This window comes from Pseudomonas purpurea (genome assembly GCF_039908635.1).
GTDB lineage: Bacteria > Pseudomonadota > Gammaproteobacteria > Pseudomonadales > Pseudomonadaceae > Aquipseudomonas > Aquipseudomonas purpurea.
Map to the genome: position 1 here is coordinate 4,321,645 of NZ_CP150918.1, position 22,659 is coordinate 4,344,303.

Annotated in this window: 20 protein-coding genes and 2 pseudogenes; 9 read left to right on the forward strand and 13 right to left on the reverse strand. The window is 59.0% G+C overall.

Annotation, left to right across the window (positions count from 1 at the left end; genetic code table 11):
- Window positions 1–30: 30 nt before the first annotated feature.
- Window positions 31–540, forward strand: a complete 510-nt coding sequence (locus tag AABM54_RS19370; protein ID WP_347901597.1) for a hypothetical protein — start codon at window positions 31–33, stop codon at window positions 538–540.
- A gap of 208 nt (window positions 541–748) precedes the next feature.
- On the opposite strand, the gene AABM54_RS19375 is transcribed toward AABM54_RS19370, so the two are convergent.
- Together AABM54_RS19375 and AABM54_RS19380 are read right to left on the reverse strand one after the other, a co-directional pair.
- Window positions 749–2,068: a PAS domain-containing methyl-accepting chemotaxis protein gene (locus tag AABM54_RS19375; protein ID WP_347901598.1), complete on the reverse strand. Its 1,320-nt coding sequence runs from the start codon at window positions 2,066–2,068 to the stop codon at window positions 749–751.
- Between the two features lie 399 nt (window positions 2,069–2,467).
- Window positions 2,468–3,366, reverse strand: a pseudogene (locus AABM54_RS19380) (LysR family transcriptional regulator).
- A 96-nt stretch (window positions 3,367–3,462) separates the two neighbouring features.
- Between AABM54_RS19380 and gstA the strand changes: the two are divergent.
- Together gstA and AABM54_RS19390 are read left to right on the forward strand one after the other, a co-directional pair.
- Window positions 3,463–4,071 (forward strand): glutathione transferase GstA, encoded by a 609-nt coding sequence (gene gstA / locus AABM54_RS19385; protein ID WP_347901599.1) that lies wholly within the window; start codon window positions 3,463–3,465, stop codon window positions 4,069–4,071.
- A gap of 296 nt (window positions 4,072–4,367) precedes the next feature.
- Window positions 4,368–4,802 carry a GNAT family N-acetyltransferase gene (locus tag AABM54_RS19390; RefSeq protein ID WP_347901600.1) on the forward strand — a complete coding sequence of 145 codons (435 nt, stop codon included), beginning with the start codon at window positions 4,368–4,370 and terminating at the stop codon, window positions 4,800–4,802.
- A 14-nt stretch (window positions 4,803–4,816) separates the two neighbouring features.
- Here the strand turns inward: AABM54_RS19390 and def are convergent, their stop codons facing one another.
- On the reverse strand, window positions 4,817–5,356 hold the full coding sequence (def, locus tag AABM54_RS19395; RefSeq protein ID WP_347901601.1) for a peptide deformylase: 540 nt from the start codon (window positions 5,354–5,356) through the stop codon (window positions 4,817–4,819).
- 2 nt (window positions 5,357–5,358) lie between these two features.
- Complete coding sequence (locus tag AABM54_RS19400; protein WP_347901602.1) at window positions 5,359–6,303, reverse strand: YihY/virulence factor BrkB family protein; 945 nt, start codon at window positions 6,301–6,303, stop codon at window positions 5,359–5,361.
- A gap of 345 nt (window positions 6,304–6,648) precedes the next feature.
- On the opposite strand from AABM54_RS19400, the gene AABM54_RS19405 reads away from it, so the two are divergent.
- A complete protein-coding gene (locus AABM54_RS19405) occupies window positions 6,649–7,026 on the forward strand; it encodes a hypothetical protein (RefSeq protein ID WP_347901603.1) in 378 nt (125 codons plus the stop codon).
- Window positions 7,027–7,256: 230 nt separating this feature from the next.
- Here the strand turns inward: AABM54_RS19405 and fadD1 are convergent, their stop codons facing one another.
- A complete protein-coding gene (fadD1, locus tag AABM54_RS19410) occupies window positions 7,257–8,948 on the reverse strand; it encodes a long-chain-fatty-acid--CoA ligase FadD1 (protein WP_347901604.1) in 1,692 nt (563 codons plus the stop codon).
- A gap of 388 nt (window positions 8,949–9,336) precedes the next feature.
- A pseudogene (fadD2, locus tag AABM54_RS19415) lies at window positions 9,337–11,026 on the reverse strand (long-chain-fatty-acid--CoA ligase FadD2).
- A 214-nt stretch (window positions 11,027–11,240) separates the two neighbouring features.
- On the opposite strand from fadD2, the gene AABM54_RS19420 reads away from it, so the two are divergent.
- Both AABM54_RS19420 and AABM54_RS19425 read left to right on the forward strand, forming a co-directional pair.
- The gene (locus AABM54_RS19420) at window positions 11,241–12,188 is read left to right on the forward strand and encodes an alpha/beta hydrolase (RefSeq protein WP_347901605.1); all 948 of its coding nucleotides are present in this window, start codon (window positions 11,241–11,243) and stop codon (window positions 12,186–12,188) included.
- Between the two features lie 26 nt (window positions 12,189–12,214).
- Window positions 12,215–12,685 (forward strand): MaoC family dehydratase, encoded by a 471-nt coding sequence (locus AABM54_RS19425; RefSeq protein ID WP_071553717.1) that lies wholly within the window; start codon window positions 12,215–12,217, stop codon window positions 12,683–12,685.
- A 311-nt stretch (window positions 12,686–12,996) separates the two neighbouring features.
- Here AABM54_RS19425 and AABM54_RS19430 read toward each other — a convergent pair whose 3' ends face one another.
- Complete coding sequence (locus AABM54_RS19430; protein WP_347901606.1) at window positions 12,997–13,464, reverse strand: PA2169 family four-helix-bundle protein; 468 nt, start codon at window positions 13,462–13,464, stop codon at window positions 12,997–12,999.
- 201 nt (window positions 13,465–13,665) lie between these two features.
- Between AABM54_RS19430 and AABM54_RS19435 the strand changes: the two genes are divergently transcribed.
- Window positions 13,666–13,902, forward strand: a complete 237-nt coding sequence (locus AABM54_RS19435; RefSeq protein ID WP_274108324.1) for a DUF3820 family protein — start codon at window positions 13,666–13,668, stop codon at window positions 13,900–13,902.
- A gap of 15 nt (window positions 13,903–13,917) precedes the next feature.
- Window positions 13,918–15,099 (forward strand): aminotransferase class V-fold PLP-dependent enzyme, encoded by a 1,182-nt coding sequence (locus AABM54_RS19440; protein WP_347901607.1) that lies wholly within the window; start codon window positions 13,918–13,920, stop codon window positions 15,097–15,099.
- A 37-nt stretch (window positions 15,100–15,136) separates the two neighbouring features.
- Here the strand turns inward: AABM54_RS19440 and AABM54_RS19445 are convergent, their stop codons facing one another.
- From AABM54_RS19445 to zwf, 4 genes are all read right to left on the reverse strand, one after another.
- The gene (locus tag AABM54_RS19445; protein ID WP_347901608.1) at window positions 15,137–15,862 is read right to left on the reverse strand and encodes an intradiol ring-cleavage dioxygenase; all 726 of its coding nucleotides are present in this window, start codon (window positions 15,860–15,862) and stop codon (window positions 15,137–15,139) included.
- A 234-nt stretch (window positions 15,863–16,096) separates the two neighbouring features.
- A complete protein-coding gene (locus AABM54_RS19450) occupies window positions 16,097–16,762 on the reverse strand; it encodes a bifunctional 4-hydroxy-2-oxoglutarate aldolase/2-dehydro-3-deoxy-phosphogluconate aldolase (RefSeq protein ID WP_347901609.1) in 666 nt (221 codons plus the stop codon).
- A 17-nt stretch (window positions 16,763–16,779) separates the two neighbouring features.
- Window positions 16,780–17,493: a 6-phosphogluconolactonase gene (gene pgl, locus AABM54_RS19455; protein ID WP_347901610.1), complete on the reverse strand. Its 714-nt coding sequence runs from the start codon at window positions 17,491–17,493 to the stop codon at window positions 16,780–16,782.
- Entirely contained in the window at window positions 17,480–18,949 is a 1,470-nt protein-coding gene (zwf, locus tag AABM54_RS19460) for a glucose-6-phosphate dehydrogenase (RefSeq protein WP_347901611.1), read from the reverse strand. Before zwf ends, pgl begins: the two co-directional genes overlap by 14 nt.
- A 206-nt stretch (window positions 18,950–19,155) precedes the next feature.
- On the opposite strand from zwf, the gene AABM54_RS19465 reads away from it, so the two are divergent.
- Window positions 19,156–20,016, forward strand: a complete 861-nt coding sequence (locus AABM54_RS19465) for a MurR/RpiR family transcriptional regulator (RefSeq protein ID WP_177318273.1) — start codon at window positions 19,156–19,158, stop codon at window positions 20,014–20,016.
- A gap of 80 nt (window positions 20,017–20,096) precedes the next feature.
- On the opposite strand, the gene AABM54_RS19470 is transcribed toward AABM54_RS19465, so the two are convergent.
- Window positions 20,097–20,951, reverse strand: a complete 855-nt coding sequence (locus AABM54_RS19470; RefSeq protein ID WP_347901612.1) for a D-hexose-6-phosphate mutarotase — start codon at window positions 20,949–20,951, stop codon at window positions 20,097–20,099.
- 275 nt (window positions 20,952–21,226) lie between these two features.
- Entirely contained in the window at window positions 21,227–22,576 is a 1,350-nt protein-coding gene (locus AABM54_RS19475) for a carbohydrate porin (RefSeq protein ID WP_347901613.1), read from the reverse strand.
- Window positions 22,577–22,659 lie beyond the last annotated feature (83 nt).

Consider the following 22,659-nt stretch of genomic DNA (forward strand, 5'->3'; position numbering starts at 1 on the left):
GGGATAGCAATTGCCTACAGGGACTTCAACATGTTGGTCAACGCACAAAAATCTTCGATCGTGCAGCAAATCCAGCGCCCCGATATGGACCCGGCCATGTCGGCCGCCAGCGCGCTGTACAGCGGTCAAATGCAGAACGTCCAGAACGCCGCGAACATTCAGGGGACGGCTGCCACTCAGCACGCCAGCACGACCGTGGCTGACAACGTCGACGCGGCCTTCGCCAAAACCCGCGTGCTGCTGCAAACCACTGACCCTGTCAGCAGTACACCGCAAACCACTACCGCCACTGACAGCGCGGCAATGACCGAATTCAAGGAGTACATGAGCAAGTCCCCGGAACAACGGATGCGTGACAGCATTCTCAAGGAACTGGGGATTACCGAGGAAGACCTAGCCAACATGTCACCCGAAAAACAACTGGCCATCGGCAAGGAAATCGCCCAGCGCATAGAAGACAAAATGAAAATGGCCGAGGCCGAGAAAGCGCAAACTCCCGCCAGCGCACTCGCCGCCGAGAAAACCCTGGCGGCCATTTAAAACAGCGCCAACCACCAATACCCCCCACCTCGGTGGAATGCCAGTCAGTTAAGCGAAATCCCTGTGGAAGCGAACCTGCTCGCGAAATCAGTGTGTCAGCAAGCATTGATGTTGAATCTACCGACGCCTTCGCGAGCAGGCTCCCACATGTTTCGTACCCTAGCTGACAGTCACTCCCCACTCGGGGAGTCTTTTTCATGTACTCCGCTTAATTAAGTTGCAACGTCGAATTGAACTGGCTGATGGCATCGACCACATGCCGCGACCCTTGCTGAATCTCCAGGATCACCTCTCCCGCTTCATTGGCTAATTCCACGCCCAGGCCCGTACGGCTCAAACTCGATTGCATGCTCGACACCGCACTCAGGGATAAATCATGGTTCTTGCGCACCACTTCGACGATTTCCAGCGTCGCCTGGCTGGTGCGGGCCGCCAGGCTACGAACTTCGTCGGCTACCACCGCAAACCCTCGTCCATGTTCCCCGGCCAGTGCCGCCTCGATCGCCGCGTTGAGCGCCAACAGGTTGGTTTGATCGGCAATCCCGCGGATGGTCTGTACGATGGTGCCGATAATGTCTGACTGCTTGCTCACCGCATCAATGCTGCGGGCCGCTTCGTTGAGGTCCCTGGAAATCTCTTCAATAATTTGTACGGTTTGCTGCACGACTTGCGAACCTTTCTGGGCACACGCGTCGTTTTGCACCGACGTTGAATGAGCGGATTCAGCGGCCGTCTGCAGGGTCGTGACTTGCTGGGTGATATCACTGGCAAACTTGACCACTTTGTACAAACGGCCCTTGGCATCGAAGATCGGGTTGTAAGAGGCTTCGAGAAATACCATCCGCCCATACTTGTCGACCCGCTCAAAACGGCGGGAGTGGAATTCGCCCCGATTGAGGGATGCCCAAAACGCCTTGTACGCCGCAGACTCACTCTCGCTGCGATGACAAAACATACTGTGATGCTGACCCACCACTTCGTTGAGTGAATAGTGCATGGTCTGCAAGAAGTTCTCGTTGGCATGCATGACTCTGCCGTCCGGCGAGAACTCGATCAAGGCCATCGAGCGGCTCAGTGCGTTGATCAGGCTCTGGTTTTCATGTTCCTTGTTGATGCGTTCGGTAATGTCCGAAGCGACCTTGATGACACTGCTGACCTGGCGTTGCCCATTGAGCACGGGCATATAACTGGCCTCGAGCCAGACTTCCTTGCCCGCCTTGTTCAGACGCTGAAACGTGCCACTGGTGGGCTCGCCTCGCCCCAACTCACGCCAGAAGCGTTGGTAGTCATCACTTTTAGCGTAATCCTCTTCGCAAAAGATCCGGTGATGTTTGCCACGGATCTCATCGATGGAATAGCCAACCGCCAGGCAGAAGTTTTCATTGGCATCGAGGATCACCCCCGCGGGATCAAACTCGATCATCGCCATGGAGCGGCTGACTGCCGCCAACTTGGCGTTGGCCTCACTTAGCGCACAGGTGAATCGCTCGATTTCAAGCAGGTCAGACTTGTGATGTAGATTAAACATGGTGGTATCACCTTCAGCGCTGTCTTTTGTTTGACGGAAGTGTTTGGTCTTTCGCGGGACTTACCACAACTTTCCACAGAACAGGCAAACGTACCCCCAGAACAAGGATAAGAGTCAGGTGATAAATGATGTTTAATCGAAGCGCCGATGAAGCAACGCTCTTATCAAGCCATCCTTTTCTTGATGACCCGGTAACGGGCCTGACCTAACATTCATACGCAACTCCTTTTAATAACTAACTCCCTATAGCGTCGGCGCCTTGATTGCACACTCTTAATGCTATCGAACACATTTTTACTTAAGTAAAAACCTCACCAAAGCCAACAAAAAGCTTCATATTGCAACCGACATAACTAGTTACGAGTGAGCATAGACAGCAAAAGCACGGATGCAAGGCCATCAATCGGCCATACGTTCAATGGTTGTCAGCCCTGTTTCCTGGCTGAGCATACCGAGCAATGCAAGCACGGCAGGTGACGGCGTATCGCGGCTGGATGCCACCAAGCTGAACTCGCGATGTAGAGGTGTGGCCAAAGGGAAAACACACAATCCCCTGCGGTTGGCGGGCAACGTCATCTCCGGGACCAGCGCAACGCCGACATTTTCCTGGACCAGGGTGAACGCACTGCTCCACTCCCGAACTTCGACACGCACGTCACGCAACGCCAGCCCGGCGTCAGCCGCCAGGCTGCGAGCATTTACCGTGCAACCACCGGTGGCCAGCACGAACGGCTGCTCGACCAACTCGGCCAGCGACACCGTGCCGTCGCGAGCTTGCCTGGCCAGTGGATGGCCCTGCGGCGCCACACCTACCCAACTATCGCGGCCCAATACGGCGGCGGTGCGCTCGGGACTCGGATTCAACACCACCCCCAGGTCGGTCAGCCCGGCCTCCCTTCGACCTCGTGATCGCTCACCTCCAATGCGACCACCTCAATACCGGGGTAAAGCCGATTGAATCGACGCAACAACGCCGGCATAACTTTCGCCAGTACGATGGGAAAAACGGCCAGCCTGATCGAGCCACGCTGAACATCCCTGGTCCCTTCCACGGTACTTCGGATGTTCTGGAGTGCATCAAGCATCACCCGCGCCTGCTCGATCACCTGCTGGCCAATCGCGGTTGGCAGGGTCTGGCGATTTTCCCGGGTGAACAACTGCACGCCCAGCATGTCCTCCAGCAACGCCAACGCCTGGCTGGCGCCGGACTGGGTCATGCCGACGCGCTCGGCGGCGCGCGTGATATTGCCGGTGTCCGCCACGGCCACCAGCATGCGCCAGTGCATCAGGTTCATCATGGCAGTAGCGGTCCTTATGGCAGAAGTCTGAAAGATTAATTGTACGCAGGGCATCCGCGACGATGACACTGAAAAAAACCAACCGGAACCCTGATCATGAAGCTGTATTACTCACCCAACGCCTGCTCCCTCGCCCCGCATATTGTCCTGCGTGAACTGGGTTTGCCTTTCGAACTGGTGCGCGTCGATAACAGCAACAAGACCACCCACAGCGGCGAAGACTTCCTCGCCATCAACCCCAAGGGTTACGTAGCGGCGTTGCAATTGGAGAACGGCGAAGTACTCACCGAAGGCCCGGCGATCCTGCAATACCTCGCAGACCTGCACCCATCGGCAGGCCTGGCGCCCGTCAACGGAAGCTGGAAACGGGTGCGCTTGCAGGAATGGCTGAACTTCATCAGCAGCGAGATTCATGGAGGGTTGGGTTTGTTGTTCAACGGGGCGATTCCCGATGCCGTCAAAACGCTCTTGAAGGAGAAACTGTTCAAGCGCTTTGCGTTTCTGGTGCAGACCCTGGAGCAGCAGGATTATCTGTTGGGCGAGTCGTTCAGCGTGGCCGATGCCTACCTGTTTACGACCCTGCGCTGGACCCAAGTATTTGCCATCGACCTGGGGCAATGGCCCGCGCTTGAACGTTTTCAGGCGCGGATCGATGCGCGGCCAACGGTCAGCGCAGCGTTGGCGGCAGAGCAGGCATACCCCTGACTGACCCGGGAAGCCTTGCCGATCGATGGGTTATCGCTCAAAAATGAAAGCGGAACCCGATGCCAGGGTTCCGCTTGGGTGACTCAGTGCCCGAACACATCGACCTTCTTGGCCTTCTTGTCAGCACGCTTTTCATCGGCAGTTTTTGCCGGTTTTTTCTTCGCTGCTTTCTTTGAATCCATGCCTTTGGCCATGATACGTACTCCACTCATACGGGATGTGGGATCAGGTATACACCTATCCAGACGCGTGTGTTCTTTTATAATCGCCGACTTTGCATCCCGACGACCCCGCTCATGCCCAACACCCAGTACACCCGGCTCGCCGAGCCTCAGTGGCCATTGCTGAACAAGTTTTACCGCGCCCACCAATCCCCGATGAAAGCCGTGCGCGAGGCTCAATTGTGGGTTGGCAAACGCGACGAGATCATCGCCGGGCTCTGCTTGCGGCCCATGGAGGGAGGGTTCTGGCTGACGGGGTTGTTTGTCGACCCGGCCTGCCGGGCACAAGGCGTGGCGGCCAATTTGATGGCCCACGCGCTCCAGCAGGTTGAGGGGCCGGTGTGGCTGTTCTGCCATCCCGACTTGCGCGGGTTCTACGAGCGCAACGGTTTCAGCACCGGGCCGCTGTTGCCGTATGCCCTGGCCGAACGCCTGGCCCGCTATGCGCGGTCCAAACCGATGATTGCCATGGCGATGGAACGTCGGGCGCCAGCACTGGACGCCATCTGAGGCCAGTCAGCGGCTCAATCGTCCGCGCCGGGCTCCAGGTCGGGGAACATCACGTCGATGTACCCGAACTTGCTGAAGTCGCTGATACGCGACGGGTACAGCCGCCCGATCAAGTGATCGCATTCGTGCTGCACCACCCGCGCATGAAACCCGCTAGCGATGCGCACAATCGGTTCGCCCTTGGGGTCCACGCCTTCATATCGAATGCGCTGATAACGCTGCACCGCGCCCCGCAGGCCCGGCACCGACAGGCAACCTTCGAAGCCTTCTTCCAGCGTCGGTTCCAGCGGTGTGATCAGCGGATTGATCAGAATCGTCTGCGGCACCGCTTCAGCGTCCGGGTAGCGTTCGCTGTGCTCGAAACCGAAGATCACCAGTTGCAGGTCGACACCGATCTGCGGCGCGGCCAGGCCGACACCCCCGACGCTTTCCATGGTCTGGAACATGTCGTCGATCAATTGCCACAGTTCGGGGCTGTCGAACATCTCGGCAGGGACTGGCGGGGCAATGCGCAGCAGGCGCTCGTCGCCCATTTTGAGGATTTCACGGATCATGGTCAGGCTTCGTCAGTGGTCGGTTTGAGCGAGTGATCCCGTCCCAATCCCGATACGTGTTGTTTGGGGTCGTGTTCGCCGAAGTCCTTGTCACCAGGATGCTTGCCTTCGGTCGACATGTGATCGATCACCGCATTCATCTCCGCGCCGAGTAACAGCACCGCGGCGGAAATATAGAAGTACAGCAACAACACGATGATCGCGCCGATACTGCCATACATGGCGTTGTAGTTGGCGAAGGTTTTCACGTAGAACCCGAAGCCCAGCGAAGCGATGATCCACACCACCACCGCCAGCACCGAGCCTGGGGTGATGAAGCGAAACGGCTGCTTCACGTCGGGCATGACGTAGTAGATCAGGGCCACGGCCACCATCAGCAGAATCACAATCACCGGCCAGCGCAAGATCGTCCAGAGCGTGACGATGAACTCCTCCATGCCGACCTGGGACGCGATCCATTCCATCACCTGCGGACCGAGCACCATCAACGCCGCAGCGGCCAGCAACATACCGGCGATGCCCACCGTGTAGAAAACCGACAGCGGGAAGCGCTTCCAGATCGGCCGGCCTTCAACCACGTCATACGCCGCATTCATCGCGCTCATCATCAAGCGCACACCGGCCGACGCGGTCCACAAGGCAATCACGATACCCACCGAAAGCAAGCCGCCCTTGGATTGCTGGAGCTGATCGATCACCGGGTTCACTTGCTCCAGGGCCTGGGGCGGCAACACCAGTTCCGATTGCAGGCGCAGCCAGGAAAAGAAGTCGGGCAGGTGCAGAAAACCGATCAGGGCAATCAGGAACAGGATGAAGGGAAACAGCGAGAACAGCATCTGATAGGCCAGTGCCGAAGCATACGTCGACATCTCATCGGCGATGAATTCGGTGACGGTGCGCAGCATGACCCGATGCAAGGGCAAGCCTTTGAGTTCCGGAAAAATCATAGCGTCTCCTTTCGCCGCAAAAGGTTGAAGTCGGTGGCGACTCAGGGGGCGTTTTCTACATCAAGGTAGCCTGTTTGGCGACCTCGAAACAAATAACCGGTGTCGGTTAACCATAGCCGACATAAAAACGGCCACCCAAGGGATGGCCGCTGTACGACACTGAAACGTGCTACCCGGTCAGGTTCTGTAAAGGTTGACCGACGGTCGTTGCGCAGAGTTTCATTTACTTTTGCAGCGTCATTTGATTGCCCGTGGCAGGTTAGGCTTTATGTTTTCAGCCTTTGCCCCGAGAATGCGCAACGTATTCAGGCCATGGCGCTGAAGATCCAATCCCGTAGGAATGATATGAAACTCGATAAAAAGCAGGCCATTGCCCGCAGAAACCTGGAACTCGGCGGTGCTGTGCTTGGCGTCAACAACTGCCATTTCACCGAATTGAACCGCAACCGCAACATCTGGTGGTTCGATCTGCCGGTTGCGCGCCTGGCCATTGGTCAGTACGAATGGATTCACCTGCTGATGTACACGCCGGACACCGACCAGTTGCTGCACCTGAAAGTGCCGACCGTGTTCCTGCGGGAAAAAATGGAAGGCCTGGTGGTGCGCAACGAGGGCAAGCGCAAAGCAGCCCTGAGCCTGGAGCTGAGCGCCGACAAGGACTCGTTCCTGCAAGACATGCGCCCGGCCGGCACCAATGTGAACTTCGCGCAGTTCCGCCTGTAACAGCGACCCCAGGCTGTACCAAGGACCTCGGTGGCGAGGGAGCTTGCTCCCGCTGGGCTGCGAAGCAGCCCAAAATCAAGCACTGCAATAGATCTGGAGTATCTCCATCGACTAGATGGCGACTGCTTCGCAGTCGAACGGGAGTAAGCTCCCTCGCCACAGAAGCACTCCTCATATCGCTTTAAACAAAAAGCCCCGCATCTGCGGGGCTTTTGTGTTTTACGCGGGGCTTATTTTTTCAAGCCAAGCTTTTTCAGCTCTTCATCGCGCAGTTCACGGCGCAGGATCTTGCCGACGTTGGTGGTCGGCAACGCGTCGCGGAACTCGATCGCTTTCGGCACTTTGTAGCCGGTGACGTTAGCGCGCATGTGCTCCATCACCTGTTCCTTGGTCAGGGTCACGCCCGGCTTGGCAACGATGAAGACCTTGATCGTCTCACCGGATTTTTCATCCGGCACACCGATGGCCGCGCATTGCAGCACGCCAGGCAAGGCAGCCAGCACGTCTTCAAGTTCGTTCGGGTAGACGTTGAAACCGGAGACCAGAATCATGTCTTTCTTGCGGTCGACGATGCGCATGTAGCCGTCCGGCTGGATCAGCGCGATGTCACCGGTCTTCAACCAGCCTTCGCTGTCGAGAATCTCGTCGGTGGCGTCCGGACGCTGCCAGTAGCCCTTCATGACTTGTGGCCCCTTGACGCACAACTCACCGATTTCACCCAGCGGTTGCTCAACGCCAGCGTCGTCGATGACTTTGCACAGTGTCGACGGCACCGGAATCCCGATGGTGCCGATCTGGTTGTTCTGGGCCGGGTTGACGGTGGCCACCGGGCTGGTTTCGGTCATGCCGTAACCTTCGCAGATGGCGCAACCGGTCACGGCTTTCCAGCGCTCGGCAGCCGCCAGTTGCAAGGCCATGCCACCGGACAAGGTGACCTTGAGCCCGGAAAAGTCCAGTTTGCGGAAGGCTTCGTTGTTGCACAGCGCCACGAACAGGGTGTTCAGGCCGACGAAACCGCTGAACTTCCACTTCGACAGTTCCTTGACCATCGCCGGCAGGTCGCGCGGGTTGCTGATCAGGATGTTGTGGTTGCCGATCAGCATCATCGCCATGCAATGAAAGGTGAAGGCATAGATGTGGTACAGCGGCAGCGGTGTGATGAGGATCTCGCAACCTTCGCTGAGGTTGGAACCCATCAGTGCCTTGCACTGAAGCATGTTCGCCACCAGGTTGCGGTGGGTCAGCATCGCGCCCTTGGCCACGCCGGTGGTGCCGCCGGTGTATTGCAACACCGCCACATCGCTGCTGGCCGGGTTCGCTTCGGTCACTGGCTGGCCGTGGCCTTTGCTCAGGACGTCGTTGAACTTGATGGCCTTGGGCAAGTGATACGCCGGGACCATCTTCTTCACGTACTTGATGACGCTGTTGATCAGCAGACGCTTGAGCGGTGGCAGCAGGTCGGCCACTTCGGTGACGATCACATGCTTGACGCTGGTTTTGGGCACGACAGCTTCGGCCAGATGCGCCATGTTGGCCAGGCACACCAGGGCCTTGGCGCCGGAGTCGTTGAACTGGTGTTCCATTTCCCGCGCGGTGTACAGCGGGTTGGTGTTGACCACGATCAGCCCGGCGCGGATCGCGCCAAACACGGCAACCGGGTACTGCAGGACGTTGGGCAGTTGCACGGCGATTCGATCACCGGCCTGCAAATCGGTATGCTGTTGCAGGTAAGCGGCAAAAGCGCCCGACAATTCATACAGCTCACCGTAAGTGAGCGTCTTGCCGAGGTTGCTAAAGGCCGGTTTGTTGGCAAAGCGCTGGCAGGATTGCTTCAACACTGCCTGAATATTCGGATACTCGTCCGGATTGATCTCGGCAGCAATCCCGGCAGGGTACTTATCCTTCCAAAAGTCTTCGATCATGGAAGCCCACTCCTCAGCAACGCGAATTCATCACCGCATTTGATGCGATTATTATTGGTGTGTGTTTTTTATAGGTGAATCTGGCTTTAACTCAGGCCGAGAAGTCACAAAGCGCGCCGAGAGTAGCAGCTTTGCCAAGGGTCGACTAGAGCCAAAGGAAGCCCCTACAGTCATATTCATGACTCAAGACAGTCAAATGGTCAGTTTTAGAGTAAAAATCCTAGAGCTCATTTAAAGTCCCTGAAACCGTTGCTCTAGAGCCATCAGTATCATCGCCAACAGGTTGACGGCATCCCAATGTGGGAGCGCGAAGACGGTGTGCCAGTCATCCTTTATTTGACTGGCACACCGCCTTCGCGAGCAAGCCAGCTCCCACAGGGATTAATGGTCAGGCGATATCACGCAACTCCCGCCGCAGGATTTTGCCCACCGGCGTCATCGGCAAGAAATCACGCAACACAATGTGCTTGGGGACTTTGTAGGCCGTGAAGTTTTCCTTGCAGTACGCCTTCAGCTCTTCAAGGCTGACCCCCGACTCACGCGCGACCACAAACAGCTTCACCGCCTCGCCGGAACGCTCGTCCGGCACGCCGATTACCGCGCAGTTGGCGACTTTCGGGTGGGCCATGACCACGTCCTCGATTTCGTTCGGGTACACGTTGAAACCCGACACGATGATCATGTCTTTCTTGCGGTCGACAATGCGCACAAAACCATCCGGGTCGATCACCGCAATGTCGCCAGTCTTGAACCAGCCCTCGGCGTCCAGCACCTCGGCGGTGGCTTCTGGTTGCTGCCAGTAGCCTTTCATGATCTGCGGGCCCTTGATGCACAACTCGCCCCGCTCGCCCAATGGCTGCTCGACGCCGTTATCGTCGATGACCTTCAAGGTGGTGCCCGGCACTGGCAACCCGACGGTGCTGAGCCGCGATTTGTTGCCATACGGGTTGGTGCACGCCACCGGCGAGGTTTCGGTCAGGCCGTAGCCTTCGGTGATTCGGCAACCGGTCATCTGCTCCCAACGCTCGGCGGTGGCCTTGACCAGCGCGGTGCCGCCGGAATTGGTGAGTTTGAGGCCGGAGAAATCCAGGGTCTTGAAATCCGGGTGGTCCATCAATGCCACAAACAACGTGTTGAGCCCCAGCAACGCCGAGAAGCGCCAGTTCTTCAGCTCCTTGATGAAGCCTTTGATGTCCCGTGGATTGGTGATGAGTACGTTGTGATTGCCAGTGACCATCATGCACATGCAGTTCGCCGTGAAGGCATAGATGTGGTACAGCGGCAGCGGCGCGATCATCACCTCCTGACCTTCCTTGAGCAGCGGCTGGCCGTCGGCACCGTGCTGCCCCAGACACGCCCGGGCCTGTTGCATGTTGGCCACCAGGTTACCGTGGGTCAGCATCGCGCCCTTGGCCAACCCGGTGGTGCCGCCGGTGTATTGCAAAACCGCGACATCGTCGAGGGTGGCGTTCAACGGCTTGATGCCCTGGCCACGGCCCAGGCGCAGCGCGCTTTTGAAGGAAATGGCCTGGGGCAGTTGGTAGGGCCGGGACCATTTTCTTCACTTTGTCGACCACGGTATTGATCAGCCAACCTTTGGCGGCGGGCATCAGATCGCCCATCTTCGCTTCGATCAGGTACTGGATCTGTGTGTCGGGCAGCACTTCCTGAACCTTCTGGCCGAACAGGTTCAGGTAGACCAGCGCCCGTGCACCGGAGTCCTTGAATTGATGGCGCATTTCCCGTGCGGTGTACAACGGGTTGGTGTTGACCACGATCAACCCGGCACGCAAGGCGCCAAACACTGCAATCGGGTAATGCAGAACGTTGGGCATCTGCACGGCGATCCGGTCGCCGGCGACCAGGTCCGTATGGGCTTGCAGGTAACCGGCGAAGGCTGCGCTGTAGCGCTCAAGGTCTGCATAGGTCAGGGTCATGCCCATGTTGGTGAACGCCGGGCGGTCGGCGAATTTCTTGCAGGAACGCTCGAACACCTCGATCACCGATTTGTAGGCCCCCAGGTCGATATCGAGGGGGACGCCGGCCGGGCGTTTGTCATTCCAGAAATCAGGTTGCATTGTTCTTGTCCTCTTTTACCTGAGCGTGTCCGGGCCGCATCTCTGTCATTTCTGAAAGGCGGGGCTCTTCGGACACTAGCAGTTATGGCGAATCAGGCAAATATACGCGTGAGCGTCATTGATCGTATGAATCTTGCTGCCCGGACATGTCCCGATCGGACGGCGAACGGTTGATGAGCTATACAATGCAACGACCCCGCGCAAAGGAATCGCCATGATCCACGACACTTTCTGGCTGACCACGAGTGACCGCAGTCGGCTTTTCGTCAACCAGTGGTTGCCCGAAGTACCGCTCAGGGCGGTGATTCTGCTGTCCCACGGCATGGCCGAGCACAGCGCCCGTTACGCACGCCTGGCCCAGGCGTTGTGTGCCCAGGGGTATGGCGTGTATGCGCCGGACCAGCGCGGCCATGGCAAGACCGCCGAACAGGGCGGCCTGCTTGGGCACTACGCGGACAAGGACGGCTGGCGCAAGGTGGTCGGCGACCTGGCCAGCCTTCAACAGCACATCGGCCAGCAGCATCCCGGCACGCCCGTCGTGCTGCTCGGCCACAGCATGGGCAGTTACATCGCCCAGGCGTACCTGCTGCACCACAGCGCCAGCCTGCACGGGGCGATTCTCAGTGGCTCCAATTGCCAGCCGGCGGCGCTGTACCGCGTGGCGCAGTTGATTGCCCGGTTCGAGCGCCTGCGCCAGGGTGCCACCGGGCGCAGTGCGTTGATCGAGTGGTTGTCGTTCGGCTCATTCAACAAAGCCTTCAAACCCAATCGCACCCCGTTCGACTGGCTCAGCCGCGATCCGGCCGAAGTCGACCTGTACGTGCACGACCCGTTCTGCGGCTTTCGTTGCACCAATCAATTCTGGATCGACATGCTCGGCGGGTTGCAGCAAATCAGCAAAGCGTCCAATCTCGCCCAGATCGATCCGGGCCTGCCGTTGCTGGTGATGGGCGGCGAATGTGATCCCGTGAGCAATGGCACACGTCTCAAGGATCTGGCCGACGCCCTGCGCAAGGCTGGCAGCCAGTGCCTGCAACTGAACATCTACCCGCAGGCGCGGCACGAGGTGTTCAATGAAACAAACCGCGACGAAGTGACCGCGGATGTGCTTGGCTGGATTGCTCAGGCGCTGGAGCATCGCCGGCCGCCAAAAACCGAATAATTGTTCGTCAACAGGACTTTAAACAGATGACTCAGGTTACCAACACCCCTTACGAAGCCCTTGAAGTCGGCCAGACCGCCAGCTACAGCAAGACCGTCGAAGAACGCGATATCCAGTTGTTCGCCGCGATGTCCGGCGACCACAACCCGGTGCACCTGGACGCCGAATTCGCCGCTGCCAGCATGTTCAAGGAGCGCATCGCCCACGGCATGTTCAGCGGCGCGTTGATCAGTGCCGCGGTCGCTTGCGAACTGCCTGGGCCGGGCACTATTTACATCGGCCAGCAGATGAGCTTCCAGAAGCCAGTGAAGATCGGCGACACCCTGACCGTGCGCCTGGAGATCCTCGAAAAACTGCCGAAATTCCGTGTCCGCATCGCCACCCGCGTGTTCAACCAACGCGATGAGTTGGTGGTGGACGGTGAGGCTGAAATCCTCGCGCCGCGCAAACAGCAGACCGTGACCTTGCCGACATTGCCGGCGATCAGCATCGGCTGATGCCACGAGCAGTCTTGCGGTGCCCGCGAAGGCGGGGTTTAACAGACAACATCGATGTTGAATCGGCGCCCGGAGCCGGCTCGCCCCACACTAGAACTGCGCCGATCGGAATGGTGTGGCTAGCCGAATAAAATGTGGGAGTGAGCTTGCTCGCGAAGCGGGCATTGCATTCAACATCAATGTTGACTGTGACGCAGCCTTCGTCGAATCGTCGCCCGGAGCAAGCTCGCTCCCACAAGGATTGCGGTATTCAATCCTTAACTGACTGGCATTAGCCAGGCTGGCTGGCGTTTTCGACCGTTCACACGCGTTTAAGAACGGGCGCGCGCCTGGTTGCGCAGCGCTTTGACCTGATCGTGGTTGCGTTGAACGCCATGGTACTGACGCTCCACCAGGTCACGAATACCCACCAGGTTGTGTTTGTTGATTTTCTCGATGGCGTGCTTGTACGCCTTCAGGGCATGGTCCTCGCCCCGCTCGGCTTCGTTGAGCACGGCCTCCTCGTCCTTGCCGGTAACCAGCGACTTGAGGTCGACCCAACGACGGTGCACGTCACCGCTGAGGCTGGTGCTCGTCTCAGGATCGCCCCCCATCGAGCGCACCGTGCCTTGCAGTTCGGCGGCGGCTGTCGCGCAATCGGCTGAACGTTTGACAAACAGCGCCTTGAGTTCAGGATGCTTGATATCTTCAGCACAGGTCTTGAAACCTTCCTGACCGTCCTTGCTGGTCTCGATCAGGTCGTTCAGGACTGAAATGGCTTCTTTATTCATGTCGGTCATTTTTCAATTCCTTGCGGGTTGAGAGTTGCCATAGGTGTTGCACCCGGCATGCCAGCCTTGAATTGAATTTTTTTATCTTACATTTCAACAAGTTAAATTTTTAACCTGCATCTGTATCCGCGTTTTTTGCATGATCTGTCAATTGGCCTGCATGCAGAATGCCTGTATTTTCCAGACTGCTTCACTCAAGACGAACGATCGATGAACCCTGAAAAACTCGAACTGCTGGTAACCCGCGAAATGCCCTTCGGCAAGTACAAGGGCCGCATCCTGGCCGACCTGCCGGGCCAATACCTGAACTGGTTTGCCCGCGAAGGTTTCCCTCACGGTGAACTGGGTGGCTTGCTGGCCTTGATGCAGGAAATCGATCACAACGGCCTGTCCGACCTGCTTGACCCATTGCGCGCCAAACACGGCAAACCCAAACCTCGCCACTGACTGACAGAGCCGCCCATGCCCGACAACACGCACCGCGCCCACGACGAAGCCTTCTGGCAGACATTCGCCGACCGTTATGACGTCGTACCCGAGCCCATCAACCTGGAAAACGGCTACTTCGGGCGCATGTCCCGCACCGTGATCGAGGAATATCAGCGCCACATCGACTTCATCAACCGCAGCAACTCGGTGCATGTACGCCAACGCTTCGAACAGATCGAAAGCCTGGAGGTGCGTCGGCAGGTGGCCGAGCTGATCGGCGCCGCGCCTGAAGCGGTCGCCCTCACCCGCAACGCCTCCGATGCGTTGCAAGCGCTGATCCGCAACTACAACCGCCTGGAACCAGGCGACCAGGTGCTGATCTGTGACCTGGATTACGACACGGTCAAGGGCGCGATGCGCTGGCTCGCGCGTTATCGCGGCGTCGAAGTGATCGAGATCAACCACTCGCACCCGGCCACTTTCGACAGTCTGCTGGCCACTTACCGCGAAGCGTTCGTGCGTTACCCACGGCTCAAGCTGATGGCGCTCACCCACGTCACCCACCGCACGGGCCTGGTCATGCCGGTCCAGGCGATCGCCGCAGCGGCCAAACAGCACGGCGTGGACGTGATCCTCGACGGCGCCCACGCCCTCGGGCAGATCGAGTTCAACCTCGATGAGCTGGGCATTGCCTTTGCCGGCTTCAACCTGCACAAATGGATCGGCGCACCGCTGACCCTCGGCTTCGCCTACATCGCGCCGTCGCGTCTGGCCGACATCGACCCGGACATGGGCGAAAGCCATTTCCCGGACAACGATATCCGCTCGCGCACGCCCTACAGCACCCCGAACATTCCGGCGCTGCTGACCTTGCCGCTGGTGCTCGAAGAGCACCGTGCCATGGGCGGCTCGGCAGCCAAGGGCGCGCGGCTCAACTACCTGCGCAACCTCTGGGTGGGTGCCGTGCGCGGTGTGCCGGGGATCGAAGTCATGACCCCCGACGATCCGCGACTGTATTGCGGCATCACCTCGATGCGCTTTACCCGGCATGCCGACCAGCAACAGATGGTCGAGCGCCTGCTCAATGAGCACAACCTGTTTACCGTCACCCGTAACGGCGCAGCGACGGGGCCGTGCATCCGTATCACGCCGGGGTTCACTACCACGGCGGCGCAGATGCAGCGGTTGGCACAGGCGTTGATCGAACTGAGTTGAACCCTCTGGTGCCCGAGCCTGTTCTCGGGTGCCGGACTCATACGGTGTACGTGTCGAAGTCCTCGGGTTTGATGTGCTCCGACACCGCTTGGGTGTCGATGCCGATGCTCATGTACCCGAAGTAACCGTCCTCCCAGGAATCGCGGCCGATGGGGTAAATGCTCAAGGTCGATCGCTCTCCTCCCATGCGCGTGTAGTAGTCATCCTCGGCATTGTTCAACACCGACACAGTGCGACCGGCGTACTCCTGGGTGTTGAGCACCGGGCGCGACGCAACCTCGGGGAGATACAGCTGCCCGACCCAGGCCACGTGCCGATCATCGAGGTAGTTGCTGCCCATGATCCGCACCGCCACATGAATGTGCAGCGCGCGTCCGGCATAGAACCCCGGATAAATGCTGGTAAACCTGACACACCCGTTCCTGTCGCTGAACTGACCGCCGCGCAGGTACGTGTCGTCGTCGGTTCGGGGAATGGCGCCGATGCTGCCGACGCTGACTTCCTGATCCGGATTCACTTTGCTCCAGCCGGAATAGGCACCCCGTGCATTGCAGTGCCAGATGTCGACCAGCGCATCACTGACCGGCAGGCACGTCGCCGCGTCAACGATCCGCAGCCTGAGCAACAACGGAACACCACTGCTGCCCTCGCTGATGTTCCTGCGGATCAGTTTCGGGTTTCGGAAATAGGGCCCGGCAATCTGTTCCGGTGCCAGCACGCAAACGTGCGCTTGGGGGGACGGGGTGGTTGGGTGATCATCCATGATCTGAACTCCTCATCGGTGGTCTTGAAGGGCTGATAGAGCATCAGCCATTCGCGCAGCGTGAAGGAGAACCGGCGACCATCTGCGGTAACTATATCTACAATCTGTTTACAAGCCGTCTACAAGGTACGGACTCGTCCACCGCTGAAAAATGCGCAAAAAAAACGGCGCACCGACCAAGTGCACCGTAAAGCCGTAGAACACAACAACGATTCTTCGCTAACGAACAGCCGGTCAGTCCAGCAGGGCCAGCGCCTCGGCGGTGCACTCCTGGATTCGTGCCCAGTCGCCGTTCTTGATCCACTCGGGGTCAAGCATCCAGCTACCGCCCACGCACATCACGTTCTTCAACGCCATGTAGCTCTTGATGTTGGCTGGCCCCACGCCGCCAGTCGGGCAGAAGCGCACTTCGCCGAACGGGCCGCCAAGGGCCTTGATGGCCGCGACACCGCCACTGACTTCCGCCGGGAACAGTTTGAAACGCCGATACCCCAGGCTGTAACCCTCCATGATCCCGGAGGCATTGCTGATGCCGGGCAACAGCGGAATCGGGCTGTCAACGCTGGCTTCCAGCAAGTCACGGGTGATGCCCGGCGTGACGATGAACTGCGAACCGGCCGCTTCGGCGGCGGCCAGCATGTTGCGATCAAGCACGGTACCCGCGCCGGTCACCAGTTCCGGACGTTGCTCGCGCAACACCTGGATGGCCTTGAGGCCGAACTGCGAACGCAGGGTCACTTCCAGGGCTGTCAGGCCTCCGGCCGCCAGCGCATCCGCCAACGGCAGAATGTCTTGCTCGCGAGCGATGGTGATCACCGGCAGGATCCGCGCCGTGGCGCAGAGGCTGTCGATCAGGGCAACTTTGTCCGCCATGGAAACGGTCGGTTGGGAGGTTGTCATAGCGGCTGATCCTTGGTTCATGGGCACCAGTAAATCTCTAACGTAGGTTGCAGAAACGCGCGAATCGGCATCGCGGCGACATCGTCACCGGCCAGTGCGGCACTCAGGGTGGTCAACTTGGACTGACCGGAAATCGACAACGCGGTGTACTGCGCCGACGCCAGCAGCGCTCGGCTCATGCTCAGGCGCTGATGCGGCACGGTCGGTGCCAGCATCGGCCAGCAACGGCGCGTACCGTCGGCCTGCAACGCTTCGGCCAGGTTCGGGCTGCCGGGAAACAGCGACGCGGTATGCCCATCATCGCCCATGCCCAGCACCAGCACGTCGATCGACAACAGTTCGCCGAGCAAACGATCCGCCTGCTGCGCCGCTTCTTCCAGACTGGCCGAAACGCTGTAGAGGCTCAGGAACTTCGCTTTCACGGCCGGGCCCTGCAACAGGTAACGCTTGATCAGGCCGGCGTTGCTGTCGGCGTGTTCCACCGGCACCCAGCGCTCATCGGCGAGGGTGACCACAACCTTGGACCACTCCAGCGTCTGCTTGGCCAGGTGCTGGAAAAACGCAACCGGGCTGCGCCCACCGGAAACCACCAACGTGGCGCAGCCCTTCGTATCGATGGCTTCGCTCAGTTGCCGCGCCACTTTAAGCGCCAGGCCTTCGGCCAACAGCACCGGGCTTTTGAACTCATGGGCGCTGACGCCCTGCGGCAGTTTGAATTCAGATATCGCCATACCACGACCTCCCATCACGCGTAATCAGTGCAATCGAGCTCATCGGCCCCCAGGACCCGGCCGCGTACGGCTTGGGGGCATCGCCAGACTTCTTCCACCCGGCGATCAGCTGGTCACACCATTTCCACGCGGCTTCGATTTCATCTTTACGGACAAACAGGTTCTGATTGCCGCGCATCACTTCCAGCAACAACCGCTCGTAGGCATCCGGGATGCGCGCGCTGCGATAGGTGTCGGAAAAATTCAGCTGCAATGGACCGCTGCGCAGTTGCATGCCCTTGTCCAGGCCTTGCTCCTTGGTCATCACGCGCAAGGAAATACCTTCGTCCGGTTGCAGGCGGATAATCAGTTTGTTGCTGATCTGCAAGCGCTGCTCAGGGGCGAAGATGTAGTGCGACGGTTCCTTGAAGTGGATGACGATCTGCGACAGCTTTTGCGGCATGCGCTTGCCGGTACGCAGGTAAAACGGCACGCCGGCCCAGCGCCAGTTACGAATGTCGGCACGCAGGGCGACGAAGGTTTCGGTGTCGCTCTGGGTGTTGGAGTTTTCTTCCTCCAGGTAACCGGGCACCGATTTGCCTTCGCTGTAGCCGGCAATGTACTGGCCACGCACCACTTGGGTCGTCAGGCCTTCCGGGCTGATCGGCGCCAGGGCCTTGAGGACTTTGACTTTTTCGTCGCGAATGCTGTCGGCCGAAAGGTCCGCGGGCGGGTCCATGGCGATCAGGCACAGCAACTGCAACAGGTGGTTCTGGATCATGTCACGCAGTTGGCCAGCCTTGTCGAAGTAGCCCCAGCGGCCTTCGATGCCGACCTTCTCGGCCACGGTGATTTCCACGTGGGAGATGTAATTCTGGTTCCACTGGGTTTCGAACAGGCTGTTGGCGAAACGCAGGGCGATCAGGTTTTGAACCGTCTCTTTGCCCAGGTAATGGTCGATGCGGTAGGTGCGGTTTTCCGGGAAAAACTGCGCCACGGCATCGTTGACCTTGCGCGACGATTCCAGGTCCGAACCGATGGGTTTTTCCAGCACCACACGCGTGTTTTCGTTGAGACCGACCTTGGACAGGTTCTCGCAAATCGCCCCGTACACCGCTGCCGGTGTGGCGAAATAGGCGATCATCCGCTGGGACTTGCCCGCCAGTTCGGCCAGGGCAACGTAGTCGTCCGCCTTGAGGAAGTCGACGTGCAGGTAAGTCAGGCGGCCCAGGAAGCGTTCGACCACCGCTTCATCGATGTCCTTGGCCTCGACGTACTGGCGCAACTGAGCGGCGATGTTTGCCAGGTGCTCGTGCTCGCTGCCCGGCTCACGGGCCAGCGCGATGATGCGCGTGTCCTCGTGCAACAGGCCGGCGCCATCGAGTTGGTACAAGGCAGGAAACAGCTTGCGCAGGGCCAGATCGCCCAACGCGCCGAACAAGGCAAAGGTGCACGGTTCAACTGTAATCGAAGGCATGATGTTTGTTCTTTTATCAAGTTAAGCTACAAATACCTTTTTTCAAGACATCGCTCAAGGAAAAATGTAGTAATAACCACAACATTTTTCCAAAATACAGAATCCGAGTGGTGGTCGGTCGGAGCCATCAGTAGGATAGGCCACCGTTATGGGCCGCTTCAAAGGCCCCATTTGCATAGCCGACCTAAGGAACATGTATGGACCGCGTGCGAAATTTACTGGAACAGATCCAGAATCGCCTTGAAGACCTGAACAAGGCAGAACGTAAAGTCGCCGAAGTGATCCTGCTCAATCCTCAGCAGGCGACCCGCTTCAGCATCGCCGCCCTCGCCCAGGCCGCCTCGGTCAGCGAGCCGACGGTCAACCGTTTCTGCCGTTCGTTCGGCGTCAGCGGCTACCCGGAACTCAAGTTGCAACTGGCCCAAAGCCTGGCCAGTGGCGCGGCGTATGTCAGCCGCGCCGTGGAAGCCGACGACAACCCCGAAGCCTACACCCAGAAAATCTTTGGCAGCGCGATTGCGTCGCTGGACAGCGCCTGCCAGGCGCTGGACCCGAACCTGATCAGCCGCGCCGTGGATTTGCTGATCCAGGCCCGGCAGATTCACTTCTTCGGCCTCGGCGCATCAGCCCCGGTGGCCCTGGATGCGCAGCACAAGTTCTTCCGCTTCAACCTGGCCGTCACCGCCCACGCCGATGTGCTGATGCAGCGGATGATTGCCTCGGTGGCTCACACCGGCGAGTTGTTCGTGATCATTTCCTACACCGGCCGCACCCGCGAACTGGTGGAAGTGGCGCGCATCGCCCGCGAAAACGGTGCCTCGGTACTCGGCCTGACCGCCGAAGGTTCGCCACTGGCGAAGGCCAGCACCCTGAGCCTGAACATTCCACTGCCCGAAGACACCGACATCTACATGCCGATGACCTCGCGGATCATCCAGCTGACGGTGCTCGACGTACTCGCCACCGGCATGACCCTGCGCCGTGGCGTCGACTTCCAGCCACACCTGCGCAAGATCAAGGAAAGCCTCAACGCCAGCCGGTATCCGATTGGCGATGAGTTTAATTAACCCAACATCTTTGCTGCCTGGCCCGGCCTCATCGCGAGCACACTCGCGATGGGGCCAGCCGCAACACCGCCAGCCTTGAGCTAACCCCCCACCCGCGCCTGCAAACTCAAATGCGCCCGCTCCCCCGGCGCCAGGCTCAGGCTGTCGGTGCCGCCGCTGGCGGCCTCGACGCAGACAAACTCCGAGACCTCATTCCAGCTCACTCCCAGCAGCGGCCGTGACCCCGGATGCCAGACCACCGTGTCGGCGCTGTCGCCGGTATCGATGCACAACTGACGCTGCCAGGCGTGGTCCTTGAGCTGCAATTCGCCCTCGTGCTGGAACACCCGCTGGCACCCGCCATCGACCCGCAACTCGCCTTCCTGCTGGCAGGTTTCACGTTTGAGCTGGTCGTAACCTTGCACGCCGTCAAGCCCAGACAGCGCTACCTCACCGATATCACCAATACGCCAGTAAGCATGCAAAGCATGACTCAACTGGCATGGCAGGCTGTCCTGATGCTCGGTGCTCAGGCGCAGATCCATGCGTTCGCCCAGGTGCGCGTGCAGGTCCACCTGCCAGTCGCACAGCTGCAATTGCCAGTGCAGGCGCACGCCCTCGTCATCGCTGCTGCTGTCGATCAGCTTCCAGTCGATCAGCCGCGCCCAGCCATGGGACGGCCAGGCGTTTTCGCTTGGGTGACGGCCATACCACGGCCAGCACACCGGCACGCCGCCACGAATGGCCCCGACTTGCGGCCACTTCGCCGCGCACCAGAGCCAGGGCTTCTGGCCCTTGGGCTGGAAATGCAGCAATTGCGCGCCCTGCCGGCTGAACACGGCCTGACACAGTGGGTGATCGATCACCAGCACTTCGCGCTGCTGATAGCGCTCCCACGCAAACACCGGACGTTCGCGCAAGGACTTGAAGAAGCGTTGTAGCGGATGCTCATGCATGTGCCGCGGTCCCGAAAATCATGGGGGTACTTATAATCCAAAAGTCTTGCACAGCACTCTGTGGCGAGGGAGCTTGCTCCCGCTGGGCTGCGAAGCGGCCCCAAAACCATTCACTGCTGCGTGTCACTAAAGCTGCACTCTCAGAGTTTACGACTGCTTCGCAGCCGAGCGGGAGCAAGAGCGGTCGACACAGTATCTCCACGCCCCAAAAAAAAGCGGACAGCCTTGGCCATCCGCAAAATGCGCATATAGAGAGGAGCTTATCGCAGCTTAAGTTAGAACACCGACTGAATTTTCAAACCGGCGACGATCGCGTTGTCGACTTCGTCCACGCCCCCCGGATGAGTGATGTACTGCAGGTTAGGGCGTACGGTCAGCCAGTTGGTAACGTGGAAACCGTAGTTGACCTCGTAGTTGTACTCAGTGCTACGCAGCGGCGAGAACATCGGATCATCGTAGTTAGTGGCACCGTTGGCGACGTTGAGCAACTCGGCGTTTTTCTTCACATCATCGTTGACGTGGATACGGGAGAAACCGATTCCGACGTCATCCTTTGGACGTGCATCAAACGGGCCTTTGTACACAAACATCAACGACTGATAGTTGTCGACGACGTTGGTGTCCTTATCGTGGAAGGTAGCGTTGGCCGCGATATTCAACCCGCGAGAAGCGTCGCCATTGTGGCTGGTGAGTTGCTGCTGCACGACGAACCAGTAACCGTGCTTGCTATCGTGGGAGCGATAAGCCTTGCCTGTTGTCGCCGCATCCTGACCGTTGACGTCCTCGCGAACATCGGCGGCATCGGCGGTACTTTTGTAGTAACCGACACGGTATTCGCCCGGCAGATTGTTGACCTTCGGCGACCAGACCAGTTCGACCGGCAGGACCGTGCCCGCCGTACCACTGCCGCTGAGCTTGAAGCCGTTACCGTGCTCCAGTTGCGACGGGTTCTGGTTGTACGCGCCAATCTGCGCAAAGAACTCAGGCGTGATGTTGTACTTCACGCGGATCGCCGCCTGGCTGACCGGCCAGTTGTACCAGATGTTGGTGGCCCAGTTACCCACTTGGGAACCGCAGAATGCCAGGTTCTGGAATTCGCACGGGAAGGTATTGAAGTCTTCGCCTTCACCGAAGTAACCGGCCTTGACGTCCAGTTTATTGTCGAGGAACTGATGCTGGATCCACAATTGGGTCAGACGGACCATATGGCCCCGGCCATAGACTTCCTGAGAGGAACTCAAGGTGCCGGCACGCGGGTCGCCGACACGGTCATTGGAGATGTTCTGACCGTTACGGTTGGTGAACTGGACCTTCGCCTGGGTGTTATCCCAACCCAGCAGTTTTTGCAGGTCCAGCGCCACGCCCAGGCCGAACTGGTCGCTGTAGCGCGCGGTCTTGTCGTCGTTATAGCCACCATGAAGGTTACCGCCCACTTCACCGACGTAGTCCATCTTGATGTCGACGCCTTGCTCGATCAGCCTGGTTCGCTCGCCGCCCCAATCGCCCGTCATCCACTTCGAATCGGCACTGAACGCCTCGGCGGCGTGCACACTACCGGCCAGGCTCATCGCCGCAATCGCGGACAGCTGGCAGACAAACCGGGCACTGGTGTTGTTCTTCTTCATCCCTACATCCTCGTTCTTTATTGTTATTAACTTTTCTTTTCTAACGCGGTTACATCCCCTGTGGGAGCGAGCAAGCTCGCTCC